This is a genomic window from Pseudorhodoferax sp. Leaf274, assembly GCF_001422445.1.
In the GTDB taxonomy this organism is placed as follows: domain Bacteria; phylum Pseudomonadota; class Gammaproteobacteria; order Burkholderiales; family Burkholderiaceae_C; genus Pseudorhodoferax.
Genome location: NZ_LMNA01000001.1, coordinates 754,235 through 774,110, shown reverse-complemented (window position 1 = coordinate 774,110; position 19,876 = coordinate 754,235). Strand labels below are relative to the sequence as shown.

25 protein-coding genes are annotated in these 19,876 nt (G+C 70.1%); 7 read left to right on the top strand and 18 right to left on the bottom strand.

The features are described from left to right. Positions 1–9: 9 nt before the first annotated feature. From ASF44_RS03550 to ASF44_RS03500, 11 genes are read right to left on the bottom strand one after another with little or no spacing between them, the layout of a single operon-like run. Complete coding sequence (locus ASF44_RS03550) at positions 10–891, bottom strand: LysR family transcriptional regulator (protein ID WP_056897757.1); 882 nt, start codon at positions 889–891, stop codon at positions 10–12. Positions 892–907: 16 nt separating this feature from the next. Further along, on the bottom strand, positions 908–1,939 hold the full coding sequence (locus ASF44_RS03545) for a nitronate monooxygenase family protein (RefSeq protein WP_056897756.1): 1,032 nt from the start codon (positions 1,937–1,939) through the stop codon (positions 908–910). A 16-nt stretch (positions 1,940–1,955) separates the two neighbouring features. Then, complete coding sequence (gene waaF, locus ASF44_RS03540) at positions 1,956–2,984, bottom strand: lipopolysaccharide heptosyltransferase II (protein WP_255358185.1); 1,029 nt, start codon at positions 2,982–2,984, stop codon at positions 1,956–1,958. After that, positions 2,968–3,177: a zinc-finger domain-containing protein gene (locus ASF44_RS03535; RefSeq protein WP_056897755.1), complete on the bottom strand. Its 210-nt coding sequence runs from the start codon at positions 3,175–3,177 to the stop codon at positions 2,968–2,970. Before ASF44_RS03535 ends, waaF begins: the two co-directional genes overlap by 17 nt. A gap of 8 nt (positions 3,178–3,185) precedes the next feature. Then, positions 3,186–4,130 carry a branched-chain amino acid transaminase gene (locus tag ASF44_RS03530; protein ID WP_056897754.1) on the bottom strand — a complete coding sequence of 315 codons (945 nt, stop codon included), beginning with the start codon at positions 4,128–4,130 and terminating at the stop codon, positions 3,186–3,188. Positions 4,131–4,187: 57 nt separating this feature from the next. Then, positions 4,188–4,616 carry a hypothetical protein gene (locus ASF44_RS03525; protein WP_056897753.1) on the bottom strand — a complete coding sequence of 143 codons (429 nt, stop codon included), beginning with the start codon at positions 4,614–4,616 and terminating at the stop codon, positions 4,188–4,190. 49 nt (positions 4,617–4,665) lie between these two features. Continuing rightward, the gene (locus ASF44_RS03520) at positions 4,666–5,148 is read right to left on the bottom strand and encodes a nucleoside deaminase (RefSeq protein ID WP_056897752.1); all 483 of its coding nucleotides are present in this window, start codon (positions 5,146–5,148) and stop codon (positions 4,666–4,668) included. Between the two features lie 19 nt (positions 5,149–5,167). Further along, the gene (gene uraH / locus ASF44_RS03515; protein WP_056897751.1) at positions 5,168–5,503 is read right to left on the bottom strand and encodes a hydroxyisourate hydrolase; all 336 of its coding nucleotides are present in this window, start codon (positions 5,501–5,503) and stop codon (positions 5,168–5,170) included. 50 nt (positions 5,504–5,553) lie between these two features. Next, positions 5,554–6,090, bottom strand: coding sequence for a hydroxyisourate hydrolase (locus tag ASF44_RS03510; protein WP_056897750.1), 537 nt, complete (start codon positions 6,088–6,090; stop codon positions 5,554–5,556). A gap of 30 nt (positions 6,091–6,120) precedes the next feature. After that, positions 6,121–6,651 (bottom strand): 2-oxo-4-hydroxy-4-carboxy-5-ureidoimidazoline decarboxylase, encoded by a 531-nt coding sequence (gene uraD, locus ASF44_RS03505; RefSeq protein WP_056897749.1) that lies wholly within the window; start codon positions 6,649–6,651, stop codon positions 6,121–6,123. Between the two features lie 35 nt (positions 6,652–6,686). Then, a complete protein-coding gene (locus ASF44_RS03500; RefSeq protein ID WP_082524485.1) occupies positions 6,687–8,039 on the bottom strand; it encodes an MFS transporter in 1,353 nt (450 codons plus the stop codon). A gap of 122 nt (positions 8,040–8,161) precedes the next feature. Between ASF44_RS03500 and ASF44_RS03495 the strand changes: the two genes are divergently transcribed. The 3 genes from ASF44_RS03495 to ASF44_RS03485 are packed head-to-tail and all read left to right on the top strand — an operon-like array spanning position 8,162 to position 10,068. Continuing rightward, positions 8,162–9,097, top strand: coding sequence for a LysR family transcriptional regulator (locus ASF44_RS03495; protein WP_056897748.1), 936 nt, complete (start codon positions 8,162–8,164; stop codon positions 9,095–9,097). Between the two features lie 10 nt (positions 9,098–9,107). Continuing rightward, on the top strand, positions 9,108–9,797 hold the full coding sequence (locus ASF44_RS03490) for a glutathione S-transferase family protein (RefSeq protein WP_056897747.1): 690 nt from the start codon (positions 9,108–9,110) through the stop codon (positions 9,795–9,797). Position 9,798: 1 nt separating this feature from the next. Continuing rightward, positions 9,799–10,068 (top strand): hypothetical protein, encoded by a 270-nt coding sequence (locus ASF44_RS03485; protein ID WP_156374335.1) that lies wholly within the window; start codon positions 9,799–9,801, stop codon positions 10,066–10,068. A 19-nt stretch (positions 10,069–10,087) separates the two neighbouring features. Here ASF44_RS03485 and radA read toward each other — a convergent pair whose 3' ends face one another. From radA to ASF44_RS03460, 5 genes are read right to left on the bottom strand one after another with little or no spacing between them, the layout of a single operon-like run. Next, the gene (gene radA, locus ASF44_RS03480; RefSeq protein WP_056897745.1) at positions 10,088–11,449 is read right to left on the bottom strand and encodes a DNA repair protein RadA; all 1,362 of its coding nucleotides are present in this window, start codon (positions 11,447–11,449) and stop codon (positions 10,088–10,090) included. 42 nt (positions 11,450–11,491) lie between these two features. Beyond that, complete coding sequence (locus ASF44_RS03475; protein WP_056897744.1) at positions 11,492–12,439, bottom strand: intradiol ring-cleavage dioxygenase; 948 nt, start codon at positions 12,437–12,439, stop codon at positions 11,492–11,494. Between the two features lie 49 nt (positions 12,440–12,488). Next, positions 12,489–13,061 carry an NADPH-dependent FMN reductase gene (locus ASF44_RS03470; protein WP_156374334.1) on the bottom strand — a complete coding sequence of 191 codons (573 nt, stop codon included), beginning with the start codon at positions 13,059–13,061 and terminating at the stop codon, positions 12,489–12,491. Between the two features lie 26 nt (positions 13,062–13,087). Continuing rightward, on the bottom strand, positions 13,088–14,065 hold the full coding sequence (locus tag ASF44_RS03465; protein ID WP_056897743.1) for a tripartite tricarboxylate transporter substrate binding protein: 978 nt from the start codon (positions 14,063–14,065) through the stop codon (positions 13,088–13,090). A 59-nt stretch (positions 14,066–14,124) separates the two neighbouring features. Next, positions 14,125–14,448, bottom strand: coding sequence for a Dabb family protein (locus tag ASF44_RS03460; RefSeq protein ID WP_056897742.1), 324 nt, complete (start codon positions 14,446–14,448; stop codon positions 14,125–14,127). An 82-nt stretch (positions 14,449–14,530) separates the two neighbouring features. Here ASF44_RS03460 and ASF44_RS03455 point away from each other — a divergent pair, with 82 nt between their 5' ends. After that, a complete protein-coding gene (locus ASF44_RS03455; RefSeq protein ID WP_056897741.1) occupies positions 14,531–15,445 on the top strand; it encodes a LysR family transcriptional regulator in 915 nt (304 codons plus the stop codon). Between the two features lie 33 nt (positions 15,446–15,478). Here ASF44_RS03455 and ASF44_RS03450 read toward each other — a convergent pair whose 3' ends face one another. Continuing rightward, positions 15,479–16,264, bottom strand: coding sequence for an enoyl-CoA hydratase/isomerase family protein (locus ASF44_RS03450; RefSeq protein ID WP_056897740.1), 786 nt, complete (start codon positions 16,262–16,264; stop codon positions 15,479–15,481). After that, positions 16,261–16,956 (bottom strand): TetR/AcrR family transcriptional regulator, encoded by a 696-nt coding sequence (locus ASF44_RS03445; protein WP_056897739.1) that lies wholly within the window; start codon positions 16,954–16,956, stop codon positions 16,261–16,263. The genes ASF44_RS03450 and ASF44_RS03445 overlap by 4 nt, the downstream gene beginning before the upstream one ends. Before the next feature lie 157 nt (positions 16,957–17,113). Between ASF44_RS03445 and ASF44_RS03440 the strand changes: the two genes are divergently transcribed. From ASF44_RS03440 to ASF44_RS03430, 3 genes are read left to right on the top strand one after another with little or no spacing between them, the layout of a single operon-like run. Further along, complete coding sequence (locus ASF44_RS03440; protein ID WP_056897738.1) at positions 17,114–17,950, top strand: ABC transporter ATP-binding protein; 837 nt, start codon at positions 17,114–17,116, stop codon at positions 17,948–17,950. After that, the gene (locus ASF44_RS03435; RefSeq protein WP_056897737.1) at positions 17,947–18,828 is read left to right on the top strand and encodes a branched-chain amino acid ABC transporter permease; all 882 of its coding nucleotides are present in this window, start codon (positions 17,947–17,949) and stop codon (positions 18,826–18,828) included. The genes ASF44_RS03440 and ASF44_RS03435 overlap by 4 nt, the downstream gene beginning before the upstream one ends. Then, entirely contained in the window at positions 18,828–19,865 is a 1,038-nt protein-coding gene (locus tag ASF44_RS03430) for a branched-chain amino acid ABC transporter permease (RefSeq protein WP_056897736.1), read from the top strand. The genes ASF44_RS03435 and ASF44_RS03430 overlap by 1 nt, the downstream gene beginning before the upstream one ends. Positions 19,866–19,876: the final 11 nt, after the last annotated feature.

The following is a 19,876-nucleotide window of genomic DNA, read 5'->3' as shown; positions in this document are numbered from 1 at the left end:
GCACGGATCCTACGCCGCCAGCATCTCTGCGAACAGGTCGGCAAATCCCGGCCGCGAGCGCATGCGCCACAGCGCGGACAGCTCGAACCGGGGCAGCGCCGCGACCTCGCGCACCTCGGCGAAGCGAACGCCCTCGTGCTGCAGCGCGCGCACCGAGCTGGGCAGCAGCGACCAGCCCAGACCCGCCGCCACGCAGGCCAGCACGGTGAGCGTGCGGTTGGCATCCTGCACCACGCGCACGTCATGGCCGGCGCTGCGGAACGCGCTGAGCAGCCGGGCGCGCAAGGCCGGGATCTGCTGCTCGGGAAACCACACCAGGCCGTGCCGGGCGATGTCGGCCAGCGACACCGGCCCGCCGTCGGCCGGTGCGTCGGCCACCGGCAGCGCGGCCACGAAGGTCTCGCCGCCCAGCAGCAACTCGTGCACGCGCGCGTTGACCGACACCGGCGGGTGCAGCAGCGCCACGTCGATGCGCCCGCCCTCCAGCGCCGCGACCTGTTCGGCGTTGCTCATCTCGCGCAGCACCACGTCCAGCTGCGGGTGCGCGGCGCGCAGCCGGCGCAGCGCGCGCGGCAGCACTTCGTAGACGGCGTGCGTGACGAAACCGATGGTCAGGCGGCCGGCCCGGCCGGCGCCGATGGCGCGCGCTCGCTCGGTGGCGGCATCGCCGTGCGCCAGGCTGGCGCGCAGGTCGTCGAGGATGGCCTGGCCGGCCTCGGTCAGCGCGGCGCCGCGGCGGTTGCGCTCGAACAGCCTGGCGCCGATCTCGGCCTCCAGCCGGTTCAGCGTCTGCGTCAGCGCGGGTTGGGCCTGGCCCAGGCGCTCGGCCGCGCGCGTCAGGCTGCCGGTCTCGGCGATCGCGACCACGCAGCGCATCTGCCGGGTGTCCATGCCCGTGGCCTGCGGGTCAGAGTCCGGCCAGCGAACGGGTCAGCCGGGCTGCGCTGGACTCGCCGCACCCGCTGCGGTTCTGGCCAGACCACAGTGGGGTGAAGTCGGCCAGGCCCAGCGCCTCGGCTCTGGCGCGCAGCGGCGCCAGCGCGGCCGTGGCCGTGGGGAAGGCGGGCGCATCGGCGGCCAGGGCGCCCAGTTCGCGCATCAGGCGGTTCTCGATGCCGCGCGCGGGCCTGCCGGTGAACAGCCGCGTCAGCACGGCGGCGCCAGCGGCCGGATCGCGCAGGGCCGCGCGGTGCACGGCGCTGGTCTCGGCCTCGTCGCAGCACAGGTAGGCCGTGCCCACCTGAACGGCCGATGCGCCCAGCGCCAGCGCGGCCTGCACGCCGCGCGCGTCGGCGATGCCGCCGGCCGCGACCACGGGCACCGAGACCGCATCGACGATCTGCGGCAGCAGCGCCATGGTGCCGCTCTGCAGCGCCAGGTCGTCCGACAGGAAATGCCCGCGGTGGCCGCCGGCCTCCAGCCCCTGGGCGATCACCGCATCGGCCCCGTGCTGCTGCAGCCACAGCGCCTCGGCCACGGTGGTGGCAGACGACCAGACCTGCGCGCCACGGGCCTTCACGCGCGCCAGCAGCGCGGCGCCCGGCAGGCCGAAATGGAAGCTCACGATGGGCGGGCTGAACTCTTCCAGCACTTCGGCGATGGCGGCACTGAAGGGCTGGCGGCCGGCGCCGGCCGGCACCTGGGCCGCGTCGATGCCGTGTTCGGCGTGGTACGGCGCCAGCCGCGCGCGCCAACGCGCTTCGGCCGCGGCATCGGGCGCCGGCGGCTGGTGCACGAAGAAGTTGACGTTCCAGGGGCCGCGCGCCTGGGCGGCAAGGGCCTGCAGTTCGGTGCGCAGGCCCGCGGCATCGAACATCGCGCCGGGCAGCGAGCCCACGCCGCCGGCGGCACACACGGTGGCGGCGAGCCGGCTGCGCTGCACGCCGGCCATGGGGGCCTGGATGACGGGCAGTTCGGTGCCCAGGAACGCGTGGCGCATGGTGGTCTCCTGCGGATCAGGCGATGGTCGCCAGCACTGCCGCGACGCGCGCCGGCGGGATGTCGACCATGCAGCGGTTGTGGCCCAGCGGGCACGTGCGCTGGAAGCAGGGCGCGCAGTCCAGCGGGGGCTGGTAGGCGGCGTCGCGCTTGAGCCAGAGCACGGTGGCGGCATCGCTGAGCGGCGGCGTGTGCTCGGGGCTCGTGGAGCCGTAGACCGCCACCTGCGGCGTGCCGAACGCGGCGGCCACGTGCATCAGGCCCGAGTCGTTGGACACCACACTGTGGGCCGCGGCGATCAGGCAGAACGCATCGGCCAGCGCGGTCTGCCCGGCCAGGTTGATGCAGCGGCCGGGCGACCGGGCGTTGGCCGCGGCGGCGATCTGCTCGCACAACGCGTGCTCCTTGCCCGAACCCAGCAGCAGCACGGGCAAGGCCAGGCCGGACGCCAGCTGGGCATAGTGCTCCGGCGGCCAGCGCTTGGACGGGCCGAACTCCGCGCCCGGCGCGAACACATGGAAGCCGCGGTGCGCCAGGCCCTGCGCCAGCAGCACGGCCTCGATCTGCGCGGCAGGCAGTTGCAGCTGCGGCCGGTCCGTCTCGATGCCGCGCTCGCCTGAAAGGGCCGAATAGAAGCCCACCATGGGCGGGCGCTCGTCCCGGGGTGGATTGCGCAGCCGCTGCGTGAGCAGCCCCAGGCGCATCTCGCCCATGTAGCCGACGCGGCGGCGGATGCCGGCCAGGAACGGCAGCAACGCGCTCTTGGCCGAATTCGGCAGCACGTAGGCAATGTCGAACTGCCCGCGCAGCTGGCGCGCCATGGCGCGGCGCGCCTTGAACTGCAGGCCGCCATGCTGGAACGGGAAGTCGATCACCTCGGCCACATGCGGCATGGCCCGGTAGACCGGCGCCACCCAGGGCAGCGCGCCGACGGTGAGCCGCTCGCCGCGCGCCGCCAGGCGGCGCATGAGCGGCTCGGTCATCACCGCGTCGCCGATCCATTGCGGCGCGACGACGAGCGCGCGGGTCTTAGTGCCCGGCTCCAAAGTGTTCGCCGGCCTTGAGCTGGTACGTGGTGCCGCAATACGGGCATTTGGCCGCGCCGGTCGTGGCGACGTCCAGGTAGACCTTGGGGTGGGTGTTCCACAACTGCATGCCGGCCTTGGGCGCAGGGCAGAAGACGCCGCCCTGGGAATTCAGGTCCTTGGCCAGCAGTTCGATGGTCGCGGTGGTGCTCATGGAGGGATTCAGATTTTGGTGAGCCAGTGGGCGTACTTGGGATTGCGGCCGTTCACGATGTCGAAGAACGCGCTCTGGATCTTCTCGGTGATCGGGCCGCGCGAGCCCTTGCCCAGTTCCACGCGGTCGAGCTCGCGGATCGGCGTGACTTCGGCGGCCGTGCCGGTGAAGAAGGCTTCGTCGGCGATGTAGATCTCGTCGCGCGTGATGCGCTTTTGCACGAGCTCGATGCCGAGGTCCTTGCAGATGTGCAGCACGGTGTTGCGCGTGATGCCGTTCAGCGCGCCGGCCGACAGGTCGGGCGTGTAGACCACGCCGTCCTTGACCACGAACACGTTCTCGCCCGCGCCTTCGCTGACGAAGCCCGAGGCGTCCAGCAGCAGCGCCTCGTCGTAGCCATCGTCCAGGGCCTCCATGTTCGCGAGGATGGAGTTGCTGTAGTTGCTGACGGCCTTGGCCTGCGTCATCGTGATGTTGACGTGGTGGCGCGTGTAGCTGGAGGTCTTCACGCGGATGCCGCGCTTCATGCCCTCTTCGCCCAGGTAGGCGCCCCAGGCCCAGGCCGCGACCATGGCGTGGATGGTGTTGCCCTTGGGGCTCACGCCCAGCTTCTGCGAGCCGATCCAGACCAGCGGGCGCAGGTAGCAGCTTTCCAGCCCGTTCTCGCGCACGACATCGCGCTGGGCCTGGTTGAACTCGTCCTGGCTGAACGGGATCTGCATGCGCAGGATCTTGGCGCTGTTGAACAGGCGCTGCGTGTGCTCCTGCAGCCGGAAGATGGCCGTGCCATCGACCGTGTTGTAGGCGCGCACGCCCTCGAAGGCGCCGCAGCCGTAGTGCAGCGTGTGCGTGAGCACGTGGATCTTCGCGTCGCGCCAGTCGACCATCTGGCCATCCATCCAGATCTTGCCGTCGCGGTCGGCCATGGAGGGCGCGGGGGGGATGAGGCTCATGGTGCGCGAAGTCCTTTGCTCGGAAGCTCTGTGGGGTGGCGGAAAAAACGGCGGATTTTACGGCGCGGCCGGCGGCGCATCGGCCGGCTCGGCCGGCACCTCGGGCCGGGTCATCTGCCACTGCACGAGCTTGCCGTCCTGGAAGGTGCAATCGACATAGGAGCCGCCGGCATCGGTCCAGCGGTAGACCTCGGGCTGCTCGTCCTTGGGGGTGCGCAGCTGGCCCAGCGCGCGCGTCATGGCCACCACGTGCAGCAGGTTGTGCCCGGGCTTGAGCTTGGCGTTGAGCATGACGGCGCTGCCCACGAAGCCGATGGGCCGCTCGGCCGCGCGCTTCATGACCTGCATCATGCGGGTGACGTGCAGCATGCCCCACATGACCAGGGCGCCGGCGACGAGCGCGATGCCGCCGATGCCGTAGTTGCGCCAGGCGAAGAACAATGCGACGAGGCCAAGGGCCGGAATCAGGATCCTCTGGAAGTTCATGCGGCGATTGTCGCCCGACGCCGCAGGTGCCTGCCAGTGGCCCGGCGCGTCAGCCCGGTTGCTCGACCCGGGCCCAGGCGGCGTACAGGTCTTCGCCCTCGTCGCGCACGCGCAGCGCGCGCAGCGGCATCTGCCGCTGCGCCAGGGGCCGGGCGATCTCCAGGTAGCCGCGCTCGGCCGACAGGTCGTACTCTGCGCCGTCCTCGTTCGAATAGGCGTAGAACACCTCGCGCACGCCCGCGAGGTACATCGCCGTCAGGCACATGGGGCACGGGTAGCCGCTGGCATAGACGGTGCAGCCCGACAGGTCGGTGCTGCCCAGTGCCTTGGCGGCCTGGCGCACGGCCTGCATCTCGGCATGGGCACTGGGGTCGCACAGCGCATCGACCTCGTTGACCGCCGTGGCGATGGCCTTGCCGTCGCGCACGATCACGGCGCCGAAGGGCCATGTCTTGCGCTCGCGGACATTGCCCATCGCGGCGCGGATGGCATCGAGCATGTACTTTTCGTCGGTGGGGTTCAGGGCGCTCATGGGAGGAGGTTTTCTGCGGTCAGCTGCCGCGGTAGGTGGAAAAGAACCAGGGCGCGCACAGCATGGGCACGTGGTAGTGCTGCGCGGCGTCGGCGATGGAAAAGCGCACCGGCACCACGTCGGACAGGCCGTCGCTGGCCTTGAAGTGCTCGCCCACGTGAAAGCGCAGCTCGAAGTGGCCGGTGCGCGCGGACTGCGGCGCCAGCATGGGCGCCGCGGTGCGGCCATCGGCGTTGGTGCGCGTGCTGTGGAGGCGCGTTGGGGGCGTGGTGGCCATGTCGAACAGCTCGACCCGCAGGTCGGCCAGCGGCCGGCCGTTGGTGATGTCGAGCACGTGCGTGGTGATGCCGGTCATCGTGGTGTCCTGTCGATGGGAATGTCGGGTGTGGCGCGCGGCGACGGCCTTCAGCTGCCGCGCGAGTAGGTGTAGCTCCACGGACCGAACTGGATCGGCAGGTGGATGCGCTCGGCCACGTTGACCACGCGGATGCGCACGGGCACCTGCGTGAGGAATGCCGGCGCGGGCAACCGGGCCTGCCGGCCCGCGAAGTAGTCGCCCACGTGCAGCAGCAGTTCGTAGTCGCCGCTCTGGTAGCTGTCGCCGATGAGCAGCGGCTCGTCCGAGCGCCCGTTGGCGTTGATGACGATGCTGCGCAGCGGCTGCACCTGCCCGTCGGACAGGCGCGAGAAGTCGACGCGCAAGCCCGTGGCGGCCGCGCCGTGGAAGGTGTCGAGCGCGTGCACCGTGAGGCGCGGGCTCACGCCGTGCAGCACGATGGGGCCGCTGGCTTGCGCAGGGCGGGCCGGGGCCTGCGCCGCGGAATCTACGGCCGGGGCGCCCTGGGCCTCGGCGGCGCGCGGCATCAGCGCCGCACCGCCGAGCGCCAGGCCCGTGAGTGCGAACTGGCGGCGTGCAAGGCGGGTGGGGATGGAATGGGCCATGGAGGATGCTCCTTCGGTGACGCAGGGCGCTCAGCCCTGCACCAGCGCGTCGATGCGGTCGCGCGTGATGAGCCCGATCAGCGCCAGCGCTTCGCGGCGTTCGGCGGCGGTGTCGCGGGCGGTGCGCATGCGCATGGCCTCGAAGATCTGCTGCTTGGTGCTGCGCCGCACCGCGATGATGAACGGGAAGCCGTGCCGCTCGCGGTAGGCGCGGTTGAGCCGTTGCATCTCGGCCATCTCCTCCCGACCCAGCGCATGCAGGCCGGCGCTGCCCTGTTCGCCGACCGACTCCGCCGTCATGGTGCCGGCCTGCGCTTCGCGCCCGGCCAGTTCCGGGTGGCCGCGCAGGAAGGCCAGTTGCCGGTCGTCGGGCGCCTGGCGCACCACGTCGAGCATGGCGGTGTGCAGTGCGTCCAGGCTGGCGAAGGGGCGCCGGGCCCAGGCGGCCTGCGCGATCCAGGGGGCGTTCTCGAAGGTCGGGCCGAGCGTGGCGACGAAGCGGTCGCGGTCCATCGCATTGAGCGCGGCCAGGTCGAGGCGGGTGAGCGTGTCGGTGGTCATGGCGGGAGTGGGTCGACGGTTGGAAGGCGGGGCGGTCAGCGCGCGTGCCGGCCCTTGGCGGCGGTGGCCTGCTTGCGGAACACCGGCACGCAGGCCAGGATCAGCAGCGTGGCGCAGATCTCGACGGCGGCCACCACGTACAGGCCGGGCGCCAGGCTGCCGGTCGAGGTCTTGATCAGGCCCAGCATCCAGGGCGCGCCGAAGCCGGCCAGGTTGGCGATGGAGTTGATCAGCGCCACGCCGCCGGCGGCGGCGGTGCCGGCCAGGAAGCGGTTGGGCATCTGCCAGAACACCGGGATGGCGCTCATGGTGCCGACGATGGCCAGCGTCAGCGCCGTCAGCACGATGGCCGGGCTGTGCGGCAGGAACAGCGCGATCGCCAGCAGCGAGGCCGAACCCAGCGCCGCGGCCAGGCCGCAGTGCCAGCGCGCCTCCTCGTGGCGGTCGGAGTGGAAGCCGTTCCAGATCATGCCGGCCGCGCCGCACAGGTAGGCGCCGGACATGATCCAGCCGACCGTCAGCGGGTTGGTGAAGCCGATTTCCTTGACCAGCGTGGGACCGTAGAAGGTCAGCGACGAATTGGCCGCGATGATGCAGAAGAAGATCAGGATCAGCAGCCAGATCTTGCCGTCCTTGAGCGAGGCCAGCAGGCTGTGCTCGCGGTCGCCCAGGGCCTGGCGGTCGCGCTCCAGGTCGTGCTGCACCAGCTGGCGTTCGCGTGCCGTGAGCCAGTGGGCCTGCTCGGGCCTGTCGGTCAGGTAGAAGTACGTGACGATGCCGGCCAGCACGGAAGGAACGCCCTCCAGCAGCAGCACCCACTGCCAGCCCGACCAGCCGTTGACGCCGTGCAGGTTGTTCATGATGGCGCCGGCCAGCGGCCCGCCGATGACGCCCGCGAAGGCCGAGGCCGACATGAACATGCCGAAGGCCTTGGCCCGGCGGTCGTTCGGGAACCAGTAGGTCAGGTACAGGATGATGCCGGGGTAGAAGCCGGCTTCGAACACGCCCAGCAGGAAGCGCAGGCCGTAGAACATCGTCGGCGTGGTCACGAACATGGTCGCGATCGAGGTCAGGCCCCAGCCGATCGTGATGCGCATGATGGTCTTCTTGGCGCCGATCTTCTGCAGCAGCAGGTTGCTGGGCACCTCGAAGAAGAAGTAGCCGAGGAAGAAGATGCCGGCGCCCAGGCCGTAGACGGCCTCGCTCCACTTCAGCTCGTCGAGCATGGTCAGCTTGATGAAGCCGATGTTGACCCGGTCGATCCAGGCCAGCACCCACAGCACCATGAGGAAGGGAATCAGCCGCAGGATGATCTTGCGGTAGACGCCGTCGAGTTCCGTCGCGGCGGGCTTGTCCAGAATCGGTGCGATCGCGGCATCCATGGCCATGTTGTCTCCTGGTGTTCAGTGGTGTAGTGGGACTGCCAGGCGACTGTAGGGAGCATGGCGCGCTCCGGCGCGCGCTTTCTAGAATGTGCGCCATCACGGTTTCGCGATAGTCCATCCGCCCGATGTCACGCTCCACCGACCCGATCGACACCTACTTGCTGCGCGTGCTCGTGGCCCTGGTGGCGGAACGCAGCGTGTCGCGGACCGCGGCGCGCATGAACCAGACCCAGCCCGCCATCAGCACGGCGCTGCGCCGCCTGCGCGAGCTGTTCGGCGACCCGATCCTCGTGCGCGAGCGCAGCGGCATGGTCCCGACCGAGCGCGCGCTGCAGCTGCGCGACCGCGCCCGCGACGCGCTGGCCGAGATCGACCGCATGCTGTCGGGGCCCGAGCGCTTCGATCCGTACGCCAGCACCTCCAGCTTCCACATCGCGCTGCCCGACTACCTGGCCGCGCAGTTCCTGGTCGACGCGACCGCGCGCTTTCGCACCGAGGCGCCACAGGCGCGGCTGGTGGTGCACGCGCTGAGCAGCACCTACGACTACGAGCGCGCGCTGGCCCAGGGCGAGCTGGACATCGTGATCGGCAACTGGCCGCAGCCGCCCGAGCGGCTGCACCTGTCGCTGCTGCTGGAAGACGCGCTCGTGTGCCTCATGAGCGCGCGCAACCCGCTGGCCGCCGACGGCCCGCTGACGCTGGAGTGCTACCTGCAGGCCCAGCACCTCGTGCCCACGCCCTTGACGCAGGCGCAGCGCGGCGTGGTCGAGACCCACCTGGCCACGCTGCGGCGCACGCGCGACGCGCGCATGACCGTGCCGTACTTCGCGCTGGCGCCGCACCTGCTGGTCGGCACCGACCTCGTGTTCACCACCGCCCGGCACTTCGCCGAGCAGTTCGTGCGCACGCTGCCGCTGGTGGCCGTGCCGGCACCGCCGGGCTTTCCGCGCATGCGCTTCTACCAGCTGTGGCACGAACGTTCGCAGCACCAGGCCGGGCACCGCTGGCTGCGCGGCCTGCTGGCCTCGGTGGCGGCGGGCCTGGCCACTCCGACCTCTTGAGGAACACACCATGGCACTGACCCTGTACTACCACCCGCTGGCCTCCTATTGCTGGAAGGTGCTGATCGCGCTGTACGAATCCGGTGCGCCGTTCGTGCCGCGCCTGATCGACCTGGGCCGGGCCGAAGACCGCGACACCCTCCGGGCGCTGTGGCCGGCATGCAAGTTCCCCGTGCTGCAGGACACCGCGCGAGGGCGCGTGCTGCCGGAGTCCAGCATCGCCATCGAATACCTCGCACAGCAGGTGCCCGGCGCGGCGCCCCTCCTGCCGGCCGATGCCGATGCCCGGCTCTCGGCACGCCTGTGGGACCGGGTGTGCGACGACCACCTGCAGGACCCGCTGCAAAAGATCGTCGGCGACCGCCTGCGCGCCGAGGCCGACCGTGACCCCAAGGGCGTGGCCGACGCCCGCGCGGCCCTGCACCTGGGCTATGCCCTGCTGGAGCAGCAGCTGCCTGGCCACGCCTGGCTGGCCGGCGAAGACTTCAGCCTGGCCGACTGCGCCGCGTTGCCGGCCTTGTTCTACGCCAGCATCCTGGAGCCGCTGCCAACCGAACATGCACTGCTGCAGGCGTATTTCGAGCGGCTGCTGCAACGGACGTCCGTGCAGCGCGTGCTGCGCGAGGCACAGCCGTGGTTCCGCTACTTTCCGTTCGTGGAGGCGATGCCGGCACGGTTTCTGGCCGCCGGCCACGCCTGAGGTGCACCCGATCGCCGCACGCTGCAACGCCGTGGAGCTGCTGGGCAACACATCATGCTCCTGGAAGCCGATGCATGTCTTCGCGTCGACCGCCCGCCAGATGACCCAGCGCGCCCACCGAGGCATCGACCACGTGGTGGTCCGCATGGACGACGCCCGCGCCCTCCACAGCCGCGGCCTCCTCGGGGCAGACGAAGCCGATGGCGTCGTGCTGTCACGGCGTGCGACGGGTGGGCTGACATTCCGCCTCGTCGAATCCGCCACCGCATGACGCGGCGCGGACTGCGCGCCTACCCCCGCAGCACGGCGACCGCCTCGTCCACCCGGTCCACCGCGTGGATCTCCAGCCCCTCGATCGGCTTCTTCGGCGCATTGGCCTTGGGCACCACGGCCACCGAGAAGCCGAGCTTGGCCGCCTCGCGCAGCCGCTCCTGCCCGCGCGGCGCGGGCCGCACTTCACCGGCCAGCCCGACCTCGCCAAAAGCCACGAAGCCCTTGGGCAGCGGCTTGCCGCGCAGACTGCTGGTGATGGCCAGCAGCACGGCCAGGTCGGCCGCCGGCTCGGCGATGCGCACGCCGCCTACCGCGTTGACGAACACGTCCTGGTCCAGGCAGGCCACGCCGGCATGGCGGTGCAGCACGGCCAGCAACATGGCCAGGCGGTCGCGGTCCAGGCCCACCGACAGGCGCCGCGGGCTGGGGCCGCCGTCGTCCACCAGGGCCTGGATCTCCACCAGCATGGGCCGCGTGCCCTCCAGCGTGACCAGCACGCAGCTGCCCGGCACGGGCTCGCTGTGCTGCGACAGGAAGATGGCGCTGGGATTGCTGACGCCCTTCAGGCCGCGCTCGGTCATCGCGAATACACCGATCTCGTTGACGGCGCCGAAGCGGTTCTTGATGGCCCGCACCAGGCGGAAGCTGCTGTGCGTGTCGCCTTCGAAGTACAGCACCGTGTCGACCATGTGCTCCAGCACGCGCGGGCCGGCCAGCGCGCCTTCCTTGGTCACGTGGCCCACCAGCACGATGGCCGTGCCGGACGACTTGGCCGCCCGCGTGAGGTGGGCCGCGCATTCGCGCACCTGGGCCACCGAGCCGGGCGCGGACGTGAGCTGCTCGCTGTAGACGGTCTGGATGGAGTCGATCACGGCGATGCCCGGCCTGCGCGCGTCCAGCGTGGCGAGGATCTTCTCCAGCTGCGTCTCGGCCAGAACCGGCACCTGGCTGTTGTCCAGCCCGAGCCGGCGCGAGCGCAGCGCGACCTGGGCACCGCTCTCCTCGCCCGTCACGTACAGCGTGGGCATGCCGCTGCGCTGCAAGGCGTCCAGCGCCTGCAGCAGCAGCGTGGACTTGCCGATGCCGGGGTCGCCGCCGATCAGCACCACGCCGCCGTCGACGATGCCACCGCCCAGCACGCGGTCGAGTTCCTCCTGGCCGGTGGGCGTGCGCGCGACCTCGCTGGCCTCGATGTCGGCCAGCACCTGCAGCTCGGCCGTCGGCGCCAGCGAGGCGAAGCGGTTCTTGCCGCTGGCGGCCGGCTGCGCCACCGTCTCCACCAGCGTGTTCCAGGCTTCGCAATGCGGGCACTTGCCCAGCCACTTGGGGCTGGTGCCGCCGCATTCGCTGCAGGTGTAGATCGACTTGTCTTTGGCCATCGGGCGACTATAGCCAGCCGCCTGCGGCGGCCGGGCCGCGCCTCAGCCGGTGGTGATGCGGCCGATCAGCTCCTCGCGCGACGCCGTGCCCGCCGCCGGTGCCAGCACGAAGTCCCAGTCCACGCGCCAGAACGGCGCTGCCATGCCGAAGCGTGCAGCCTGCTCCGGGTCGGTGACCTGCTGGAAGTCGGCGACGAGGTCCTGCTTGACGCCGAACACCGCGTCCTGCTGCAGGTAGGGGCAGTCGGGCGTGAAGATGTGCGTGATCACCGGCTGGTGCCCGGCCGCCGTGACGATGAAGTGCAGGTGCGCCGCCCGGTTCGGGTGGCGCCCCAAGTGGCCGAGCAGCTGGCCGACCGGCCCGTCCGCAGGGATGGGGTAGTGGCGTGGCTTGACCGACTTGAACCAGTAGCACCCGTCGGCGTCGGCCTCGAACACGCCGCGCAGGTTGCCTTCGGGCTGGATGCCGTGCTGCTGCACGTCGTAGAAGCCGTCGTCGTTGGTCTGCCACACGTCCAGCATGGCGCCGGCCACTGGCCGGCCCTGCGTGTCCACGACCCGGCCGCGCACCACCAGGGGCTCGCCCTTGCCATCGAGGCAGATGTTGCCGCCGAGCAGGTAGCGCGGCGCGCCGTCCACGAAGAAGGGGCCGAGGATGGTGTTGGGCGTGGCGCCGCTGGGCCGCCGGTTGTTGATGGAATCCACCAGCATCGAGACGCCCAGCACGTCCGACAGCAGGATGAACTCCTGGCGCCATGCGTTGCACATCTGGCCGGTCTCCGTCAGGAACTTGATGGCGGCCAGCCATTCCTCGTGCGTGGGCTCGATCTCCTTGACGGCCGCGTGCAGGTGCTTGACCAGGGTGGCCATCACCTGCCGCAGGCGCGGGTTGATGTCTTCCCCCATGCGCGCATTGACGACCGCCTGCGAGTTCTCCTCGCTGAAGTACGGCAGGCCGTTGTGGTTCGTGTCGGGTGGGTGCATCGGCATGGAGGCTCCTGTGTTCGTCGCGTGGCAGCGGATGCTGCCGCCCGGTGGCTCAGGCGGCGCCGTGCATTCTCTGCACGACCTGCACCCAGCGCGCCAAGGCGGCCATCTGCTTGGCCACGAAGTCGCGCGTCGCGGCGTCGGTGCAGGCACCGGTGTCCGCATCGAACTTGGCGGCCGCCCCGCCGATGAACACCTCGGGCTTGGCCAGCGGCATGGCGTTCATGAACAGCAGCACCTTGCGCAGGTCGTACTGCACACGGGCGCCACCGACGGGGCCGGGGGACGCCGTCACGATGGCCACGGGCTTCTCGTTGAACGGCTGGTCGTCTCCGCGGCTCAGCCAGTCGATCAGGTTCTTGAGGCCGCCCGGGATGCTGAAGTTGTACTCCGGCGTGGCGATCAGCACCGCATCTGCCGCGCGGATGCGTTCGCGCAACGCAGCCACCGGCGCCGGAAAACCGCGCGCCAGGTCGTCGGCATCCAGGACCGGCACGGCGCGCCAGTCGAGTTCCTCGATGGCCATGTGCGCGGGCATGACCTCCTGCGCGAGCCGGATGACGCGGCGGTTGAGGGAGGCGCTGCGCAAGCTGCCGCACAGGGCGACGACGTCGATGTTCTGCATGCTGTTCTTCTTTCCGGGTGGAGGGTTCATTCAAGCGTGATGTCGTTGTCCTTGACGACCTTGGCCCAGCGCTTCGATTCGGCCTCGATGACCTGCACGAAGTCTGCCGACGAACCGCCGACCGGCACCAGGCCCAGCTCGGCCAAGTAGCGGCGGTATTCGGCCGATTCGGCGATCTGGCGCGACACGCCGGCAATCACATCGACCACCGCCTGCGGCGTGCCCTTGAGCGCGAACACGCCGTGCCACGAGTCGCCCTCGAAGCCGGGGAAGGCTTCCGCCACGGTCGGCACCTGCGGCAGGGATTCGAGCCGGCCGGGGCTGGACACCGCCAGCGGCCGGATCCTGCCCGACTTGATGTGCTGCAGCACGTCGGCGATGGGAGAGAAGGCCGTGTCGACCCGCCCGCCGATCAGGTCGGTCACGCCGCCGTCGCGGTAGGGCACGTGGTTGAGCTTGAGGCCCGCGCTGTTCGCGAAGTACGCCATCGACATGTGCGGCACGGTGCCGACACCGTAGGACGCATAGCTCACGCTGCCGGGCCGGGCCTTGGCGTCCTTGATCAGGTCTGCCGCCGTCCTGTAGGGCGATTGGCTGGACACGGAGACCACCAGCGGGATCGACAGCATCCGCGTCACGGGCACGAGGTCGTGTGCCTGGTAGGGCATCTTCTTGTAGACGAAGGGATTGATGGTGACCGTGCCGCTGGCCGTGTAGAGCAGCGTGTAGCCATCGGCCGGCGCGGCGACTGCCGCCTGCGTGCCGACGATGGTCGACGCACCGGCCTTGTTCTCCACCACCACGGGCTGTTGCAGCTGCTTGGAAACGCGGTCGCCCCAGTAGCGCGCCATGACGTCCGGCGCCGTGCCCGCCGGAAACGGCACGATGACGCGGATGGGCTTGCTGGGATAGCGGTCCTGCGCGTGCGCGGCGCACAGGCCCGCGGCGAGCAAGGCCAGAACGGCTGTCGAATCTTTCAGGGGGCGAAGGGATGCGAATGCCATGGTTGTCTCTCCTGTTGTATGGGCCGAACACCGGCCTTGTGAAGCCAAGCGAATGCGGGTCAGCTGCCCGCGGCCCGCGCCGCACCGCCGGCATAGTCGACCTGGTGGCGTGCGATGCGCATGCCGCCCAGCTCGTCGCGCACGCGCAGGTGCGCCGGGTGCACCGCGTACGCCTGCAGCGCCTGCTGCGACTCGAACTCCGAGTACAGGACGACATCGCAGGCGTAGTCCACCTGGCTGCAGTCCAGGCCGACTTCGAGGTGCGCCATGCCCGGGATCTGCCCGACCAGGCTTTCGAAGCGGCTCTTGAGGAACAGCGCTGCAGCCTGCCGGTCGGCAGGGGTGTCGCCGCGAAGCTTCCACATGACGATGTGCTTGATCATTGGGCAGATGGTAGATTCACGATAGCCGGCAGAAAAGCGCGCATTTGGGAAATTCTTTCCCGCGTATCGGGAAACTAAGACCATGGATCGTTTTGCGGCGGTGAGCCTGTTCGTCCAGGTGGCGGAGACCGGGAGCCTGACCAAGGCCTCCGAGGCGCTGGACATCTCGACATCGGCCGCCAGCCGCCACCTGGTCGCGCTCGAGGAGCACCTGGGCGTCAGGCTGGTGCACCGAACGACCCGGCAGCTCTACCTGACCGATGCGGGCATCGAGTTCTACCGGCGGACCCGGTCGCTGATGTCAGACCTGCGCGAGGCGGAGGAAGCCGTCACCGATTCGACCGCCAGGCCGACCGGCGTGTTGCGGATCACGGCATCGCTGTCGTTCTGCCTGCTGCACATCGAGCCCCTGCTGCCCGAGTTCACGCGCAGGTACCCGGACATCTCGGTGGACATCGTCTCGGCCAACCGGTACTACGACATCATCGACAACAACATCGACCTGGCCATCCGCACCCGCCAGTTCGAGGCCGATTCGAACATCACGATCCGCAGGCTGGCCGCCACGCGGCGCGTGCTGGCGGCGGCGCCCGCCTACCTGGAGCAGCACGGCTTGCCCCGGACGCCCGGCGACCTCGCGCAGCACAGGATGCTGGTCTACACGCATGCCATCGACCCCCACCGCCTGAGCTTTCGCCGAGGGGACGACAGGCAGGATGTGGCGGTCAAGCCGCTGCTGGAAGCCAGCGATGGCCAGATCGTGGTGCAGGCCGCGCTGTCCGGCCTGGGCATCCTCGTGCAACCCAAGTACATCGTGCACGCGCACCTGGCGGCGGGGCGGCTGGTGCCGGTACTGGACGATTGGGATCTGCCGCGCCTCACGATCAACTTCGCGTTCCAGAGCCGGCGGCATCTGCCGGCCAAGGTGCGGCTGTTCATGGACGCCATGATCGAGCGGTTCGAGCGCCATGGCTACGAACGGCTCTGGACCGCCTGAGCCGCGGCCGGCCAGCCCTGTCCGGGCCGCCGTTCAGCTTCCCTGGAACTGCGCCTTGCCGCGCGCGAAGAAGGCGTCCACGCCGGTGCGGAAGTCCTGCGTGGCCGCGCAGACCTGGAACGCAGCCGATTCGGCGTCGAGCTGCTCGGGCAGCGTGCGGTCGAAGCTGCCGCGCATGAGCCGGCGCAACTGCCCCAGCGCCACCGTGGGGCCATGGGCAAGCCGCTGCGCCAGCACCATCGCGGCCTCGGGCAGCGCATCGGCCGGCAGCACCTGGTTGACCAGGCCCATGCGCTCGGCCGCCGCCGCGTCCAGCATGTCGCCCAGCATCGCGATCTCCAGCGCGCGGCGCAGGCCGACCCAGCGCGGCAGCGCCCAGGAGGCGCCCACGTCGCAGCTGGCGCCGATGTTCACGTAGGCCAGGTTGAAGCGCGTGCCTTCGGCCGCGAGCACGAAGTCGGCCTGCAGCATGAGCGACAGGCCAGCGCCGGCCGCCACGCCATGCACCTGCGCCACGATGGGCGCATCGATGCCGGCCAGCACCACCAGGGCCTCGTGCAACGGGCCGATCAAGGCCTTGGCACCGCCCTGCGGGTCGGCCTGCAGCACCGACAGGTCGCCGCCGGCCATGAAGCCCTTGCCGGCGCCCGACATCAGCACGGCGCGCACGCTCTTGTCTGCGGCGATGGCCCGCGCCGCTGCCAGGAAGGCCTCGGCCATGGGCACGTCGAGCGCGTTCAGCGCGGCCGGGCGGTTGAAGCGCAGCGTGGCGACGGCGCCTTCGCGGCCGGTTTGCAGGGGGGCGTTGTCCTGGGTCATGTGGATGTCTTTCGTGGTGCGCGCTTGCGCGCGGGGGGCACAGAGGGAACCGGGGCCAGCACGCCGCCCAGCAGCAGCGCGATGCCCTGGTCGGCGATCTGGTCGGGCGTCATCGCGCCGTCGGGCCGGTACCAGCGGCCGACCCAGCTCAGCGCGCCGGCCAGCATGAAGGCCGCCAGCTTGGGATCGCACGGCACGAGCGACCCCTCGGCCACGCCTTCCTCGATCAGGCGGCGGAACTCGTGGTCGATGCCGGCCTTCAGGCGCCGCAGCTCCTTGCGCAGCGGCGGCGGCAGCGGGTCTTCGCCGATGCGGATCACGCACTGGCCGAAGTCGTCCATGACGATGGCGGCGTAGCTGCGCATGCAGGCCTGCAGCTGGTCGAGCGCCCGGCCGCCGCGCTGGCGCACGGCGGCGATGCCCTGCTGCATCAGCGCCAGCGCGGTGCGCACGCATTCGAGCAGGATGTCGTCCTTGCTCTTGACGTAGTAGTACAGCGTGGGCTTGCTCACGTGCAGCCGGTCTGCAATGTCGTCGAGCGAGGTGGCGTGGAAACCGCGTTCGTTGAACAGCCGCGCCGCCGTCTGCAGCACGGCCTGGCGCTTCTTCTCGCGCTGGTCCACGCGCGCGCCGCCGGCCAGCCAGGGCGATGCGATGGCCCGGGCGGCGCGGCGGCGTGGCGTGGTGCTCATGGCTTGAAGTCGCAGGGTATTTCCCGATGCCGTGGGTTACGCGTTGTCACGAAGATCGCGCGTTACCGGCGGGTAGGAATTCTACGAACCAGTAGCCCCGCCGGCATGCAGGAACAAACCCGTAGCCCGTTCGCCCTGTCGCTGCCCCATTGCCGCCATGCACACCGCCTCCCCGCCCCGCCCTGCCGCGCCCGTGTTGCGCGTCGAGGCGCTGACGCTGGCGTTCGGCGGGGTCAAGGCACTCAACGGCGTGGGCTTCGACGTGCAGCCCGGCAGCATCACGGCGGTGATCGGCCCCAACGGCGCCGGCAAGACCTCGCTGTTCAACACCATCTCGGGCTTCTACCGGCCCACCGCTGGCAGCGTGCAGTTCGACGGCACCGACATCACGCGCGTTGCGGCACCCCGGCGCGCCGCGATGGGCCTGGCGCGCAGCTTCCAGAACATCGCGCTGTTCCGCGGCATGACGGTGCTGGACAACATCAAGCTGGGCCGCCACGCGCACCTGAAGACCCATGTGCTGGACGCGCTGTTCTACCTGGGCCGCGCGCGCCGAGAAGAAGCCGAGCTGCGCCGCGATGTCGAGGAACGCATCATCGACTTCCTGGAGATCGACCACATCCGCCACGCCAGCGTGGCCGCCCTGCCCTACGGCCTGCAAAAGCGCGTGGAGATGGCGCGGGCACTCGCCATGCAGCCCAAGGTGCTGATGCTCGACGAACCCGTGGCCGGCATGAACCGCGAGGAAACGGAAGACATGGCGCGCTTCATCCTCGACGTGCGGCGCGAATGGGGCATCACCGTGCTGATGGTGGAGCACGACATGGCCATGGTGATGGACCTGTCGGACCACGTGGTGGTGCTGAACTTCGGGCAGGTGATCGCGCAGGGCAAGCCGCAAGAGGTGCAGGCCAATCCCGAGGTGGTGCGTGCGTACCTCGGCGCCGGCGACGTCAGCACTCTGCGCGCCAAGCTGCGCGGTGCCACGGCATGATGGACTGGGCCTACCTGTTCGAGATCGCGCTGACCGGCATCGCCGGCGGCGGGCTCTACGCGCTCGCAGCGCTGGCCTTTGTGCTGGTCTACAAGGCCACGCGCGTGGTCAACATCGCCATCGGCGAGATGCTGATGGTGGGCGCCTACCTGTTCTTCGCTTTTGCCACGACCATGGCGCTGCCGGTCTGGCTGGCCGTGCTGGGCGCGGTGCTGGGCACGGGGCTGCTGGGCGCGGTGGTCGAGCGCACCATGATCCGCCCGCTGCTGGGCGAGCCGCCGATCTCGGTGTTCATGGTCACGGTGGGGCTGGCGTCCATCCTGGTGGGGCTGGTGGAGATCATCTGGACGGCCGACCAGCGCCGGCTGCCCGAGTTCTTTCCGACCGCGCCCGTGATGGTGGGCGAGGCCTTCCTCGCGCCCAAGGTGGCCTACGGCGCGCTGGCCGCGCTGGTGCTGATCGCGCTGGTGCTGCTGCTGTTCCGCTTCTGGCGCGGTGGCGTGGCGCTGCGCGCCACCGCGTCCGACCAGGGCGCGGCCACCATGATGGGCATCAACGTGCCGCGTGTGTTCTCGCTGGCCTGGGTGGCGTCGGCCATGATCGCCGCGGTGGCCGGCATCGTCGTCGGCGCCATCGGCGGCATCTCGTCGTCGATGGGCGTGTTCGGGTTGTCGGTGCTGGTGGTGGTGATCGTGGGCGGGCTCGACAGCGTGCTGGGTGCGTTGGTCGGCGGGCTGTTGATCGGGCTCATCGAGGCACTGGCCGGGGCCTTCCTGGGCGGCGAGTACAAGCTGCTGGCGACCTTCATCGTGCTGGTGGTCGTGCTCATGATCCGGCCGTACGGCCTGTTCGGCACGCGCGAGATCGAAAGACTCTGATGCGGATCGGAACCCTCAAGCAGACCTACGTTGCCGACGCCGCGCTGTTCGACTCGCGCACGCAGAAGGTGTGGCTCGCCATCGGCGCCGCGCTGCTCGTGCTGTTCCCGTTCGTGGCGAGCGATTACTGGCTCTACCTGGCCTGCCTGGTCGCCATCAACGTCGCCAGCGCCACGGGCCTCAACATCCTGACCGGCTACACCGGCCTTGTGAGCCTGGGCCAGGCGGCCTTCATGGGCCTGGGCGCCTACACCGTGGCCATCCTGCAGGCACGCTGGGGCACGCCGTTCGGGCTCAACATCCTGGCCGGCGGCCTGGTGGCCATGGTCGGCGGCATCGTGGTCGGCATTCCCTCGCTGCGCGTGAAGGGCCTGTACCTGGCGATCGCCACCATCGCGGCCTCGTTCATCGCGCACTTCCTGTTCGCCAACCTCAAGCTGACCGGCGGCACCACCGGCCTGTCGCTGCAGCCGGCCACGGTGTTCGGCCTGCCGCTGGACACCTCGTTCCGCATCTACTGGCTGATCGTGCCCGTCATGCTGCTCATGGTGCTGGGCGCGGCCAACCTGTTCCGCACACGTGTGGGCCGGGCCTTCATCGCCGTGCGCGACCGCGACATCTCGGCCGAGGTGCTGGGCATCCCGCTGCTGCGCACCAAGCTGCTGTCGTTCGGGCTGTCGTCGTTCTACGCGGGCGTGGCGGGCGGGCTGTGGGCCTACTTCTTCCGCGTGGTCACGCCCGAGAGCTTTCCGCTCCTGATGTCGATCTTCTTCCTGGCGGCCATCATTGTCGGAGGCATGGGCTCCATCCTGGGCGGCATCCTGGGCGCGGTGTTCATGACCATGGTGCCCGAGCTGCTGAAGCTGGTGTTCGACCTGCTGCCCGGTGGCACCGAGATGGCGGTGTTCCTCTCGCCGGTGCGCACGGTGGTGTTCGGCCTGCTGATCGTCGGTTTCCTGGTGTTCGAGCCGCACGGGCTCGCCGAAATGTGGCGGCGGATCCGCCGCTTCTTCCATCTCTGGCCCTTTAGAAACTGATTGGAGACATG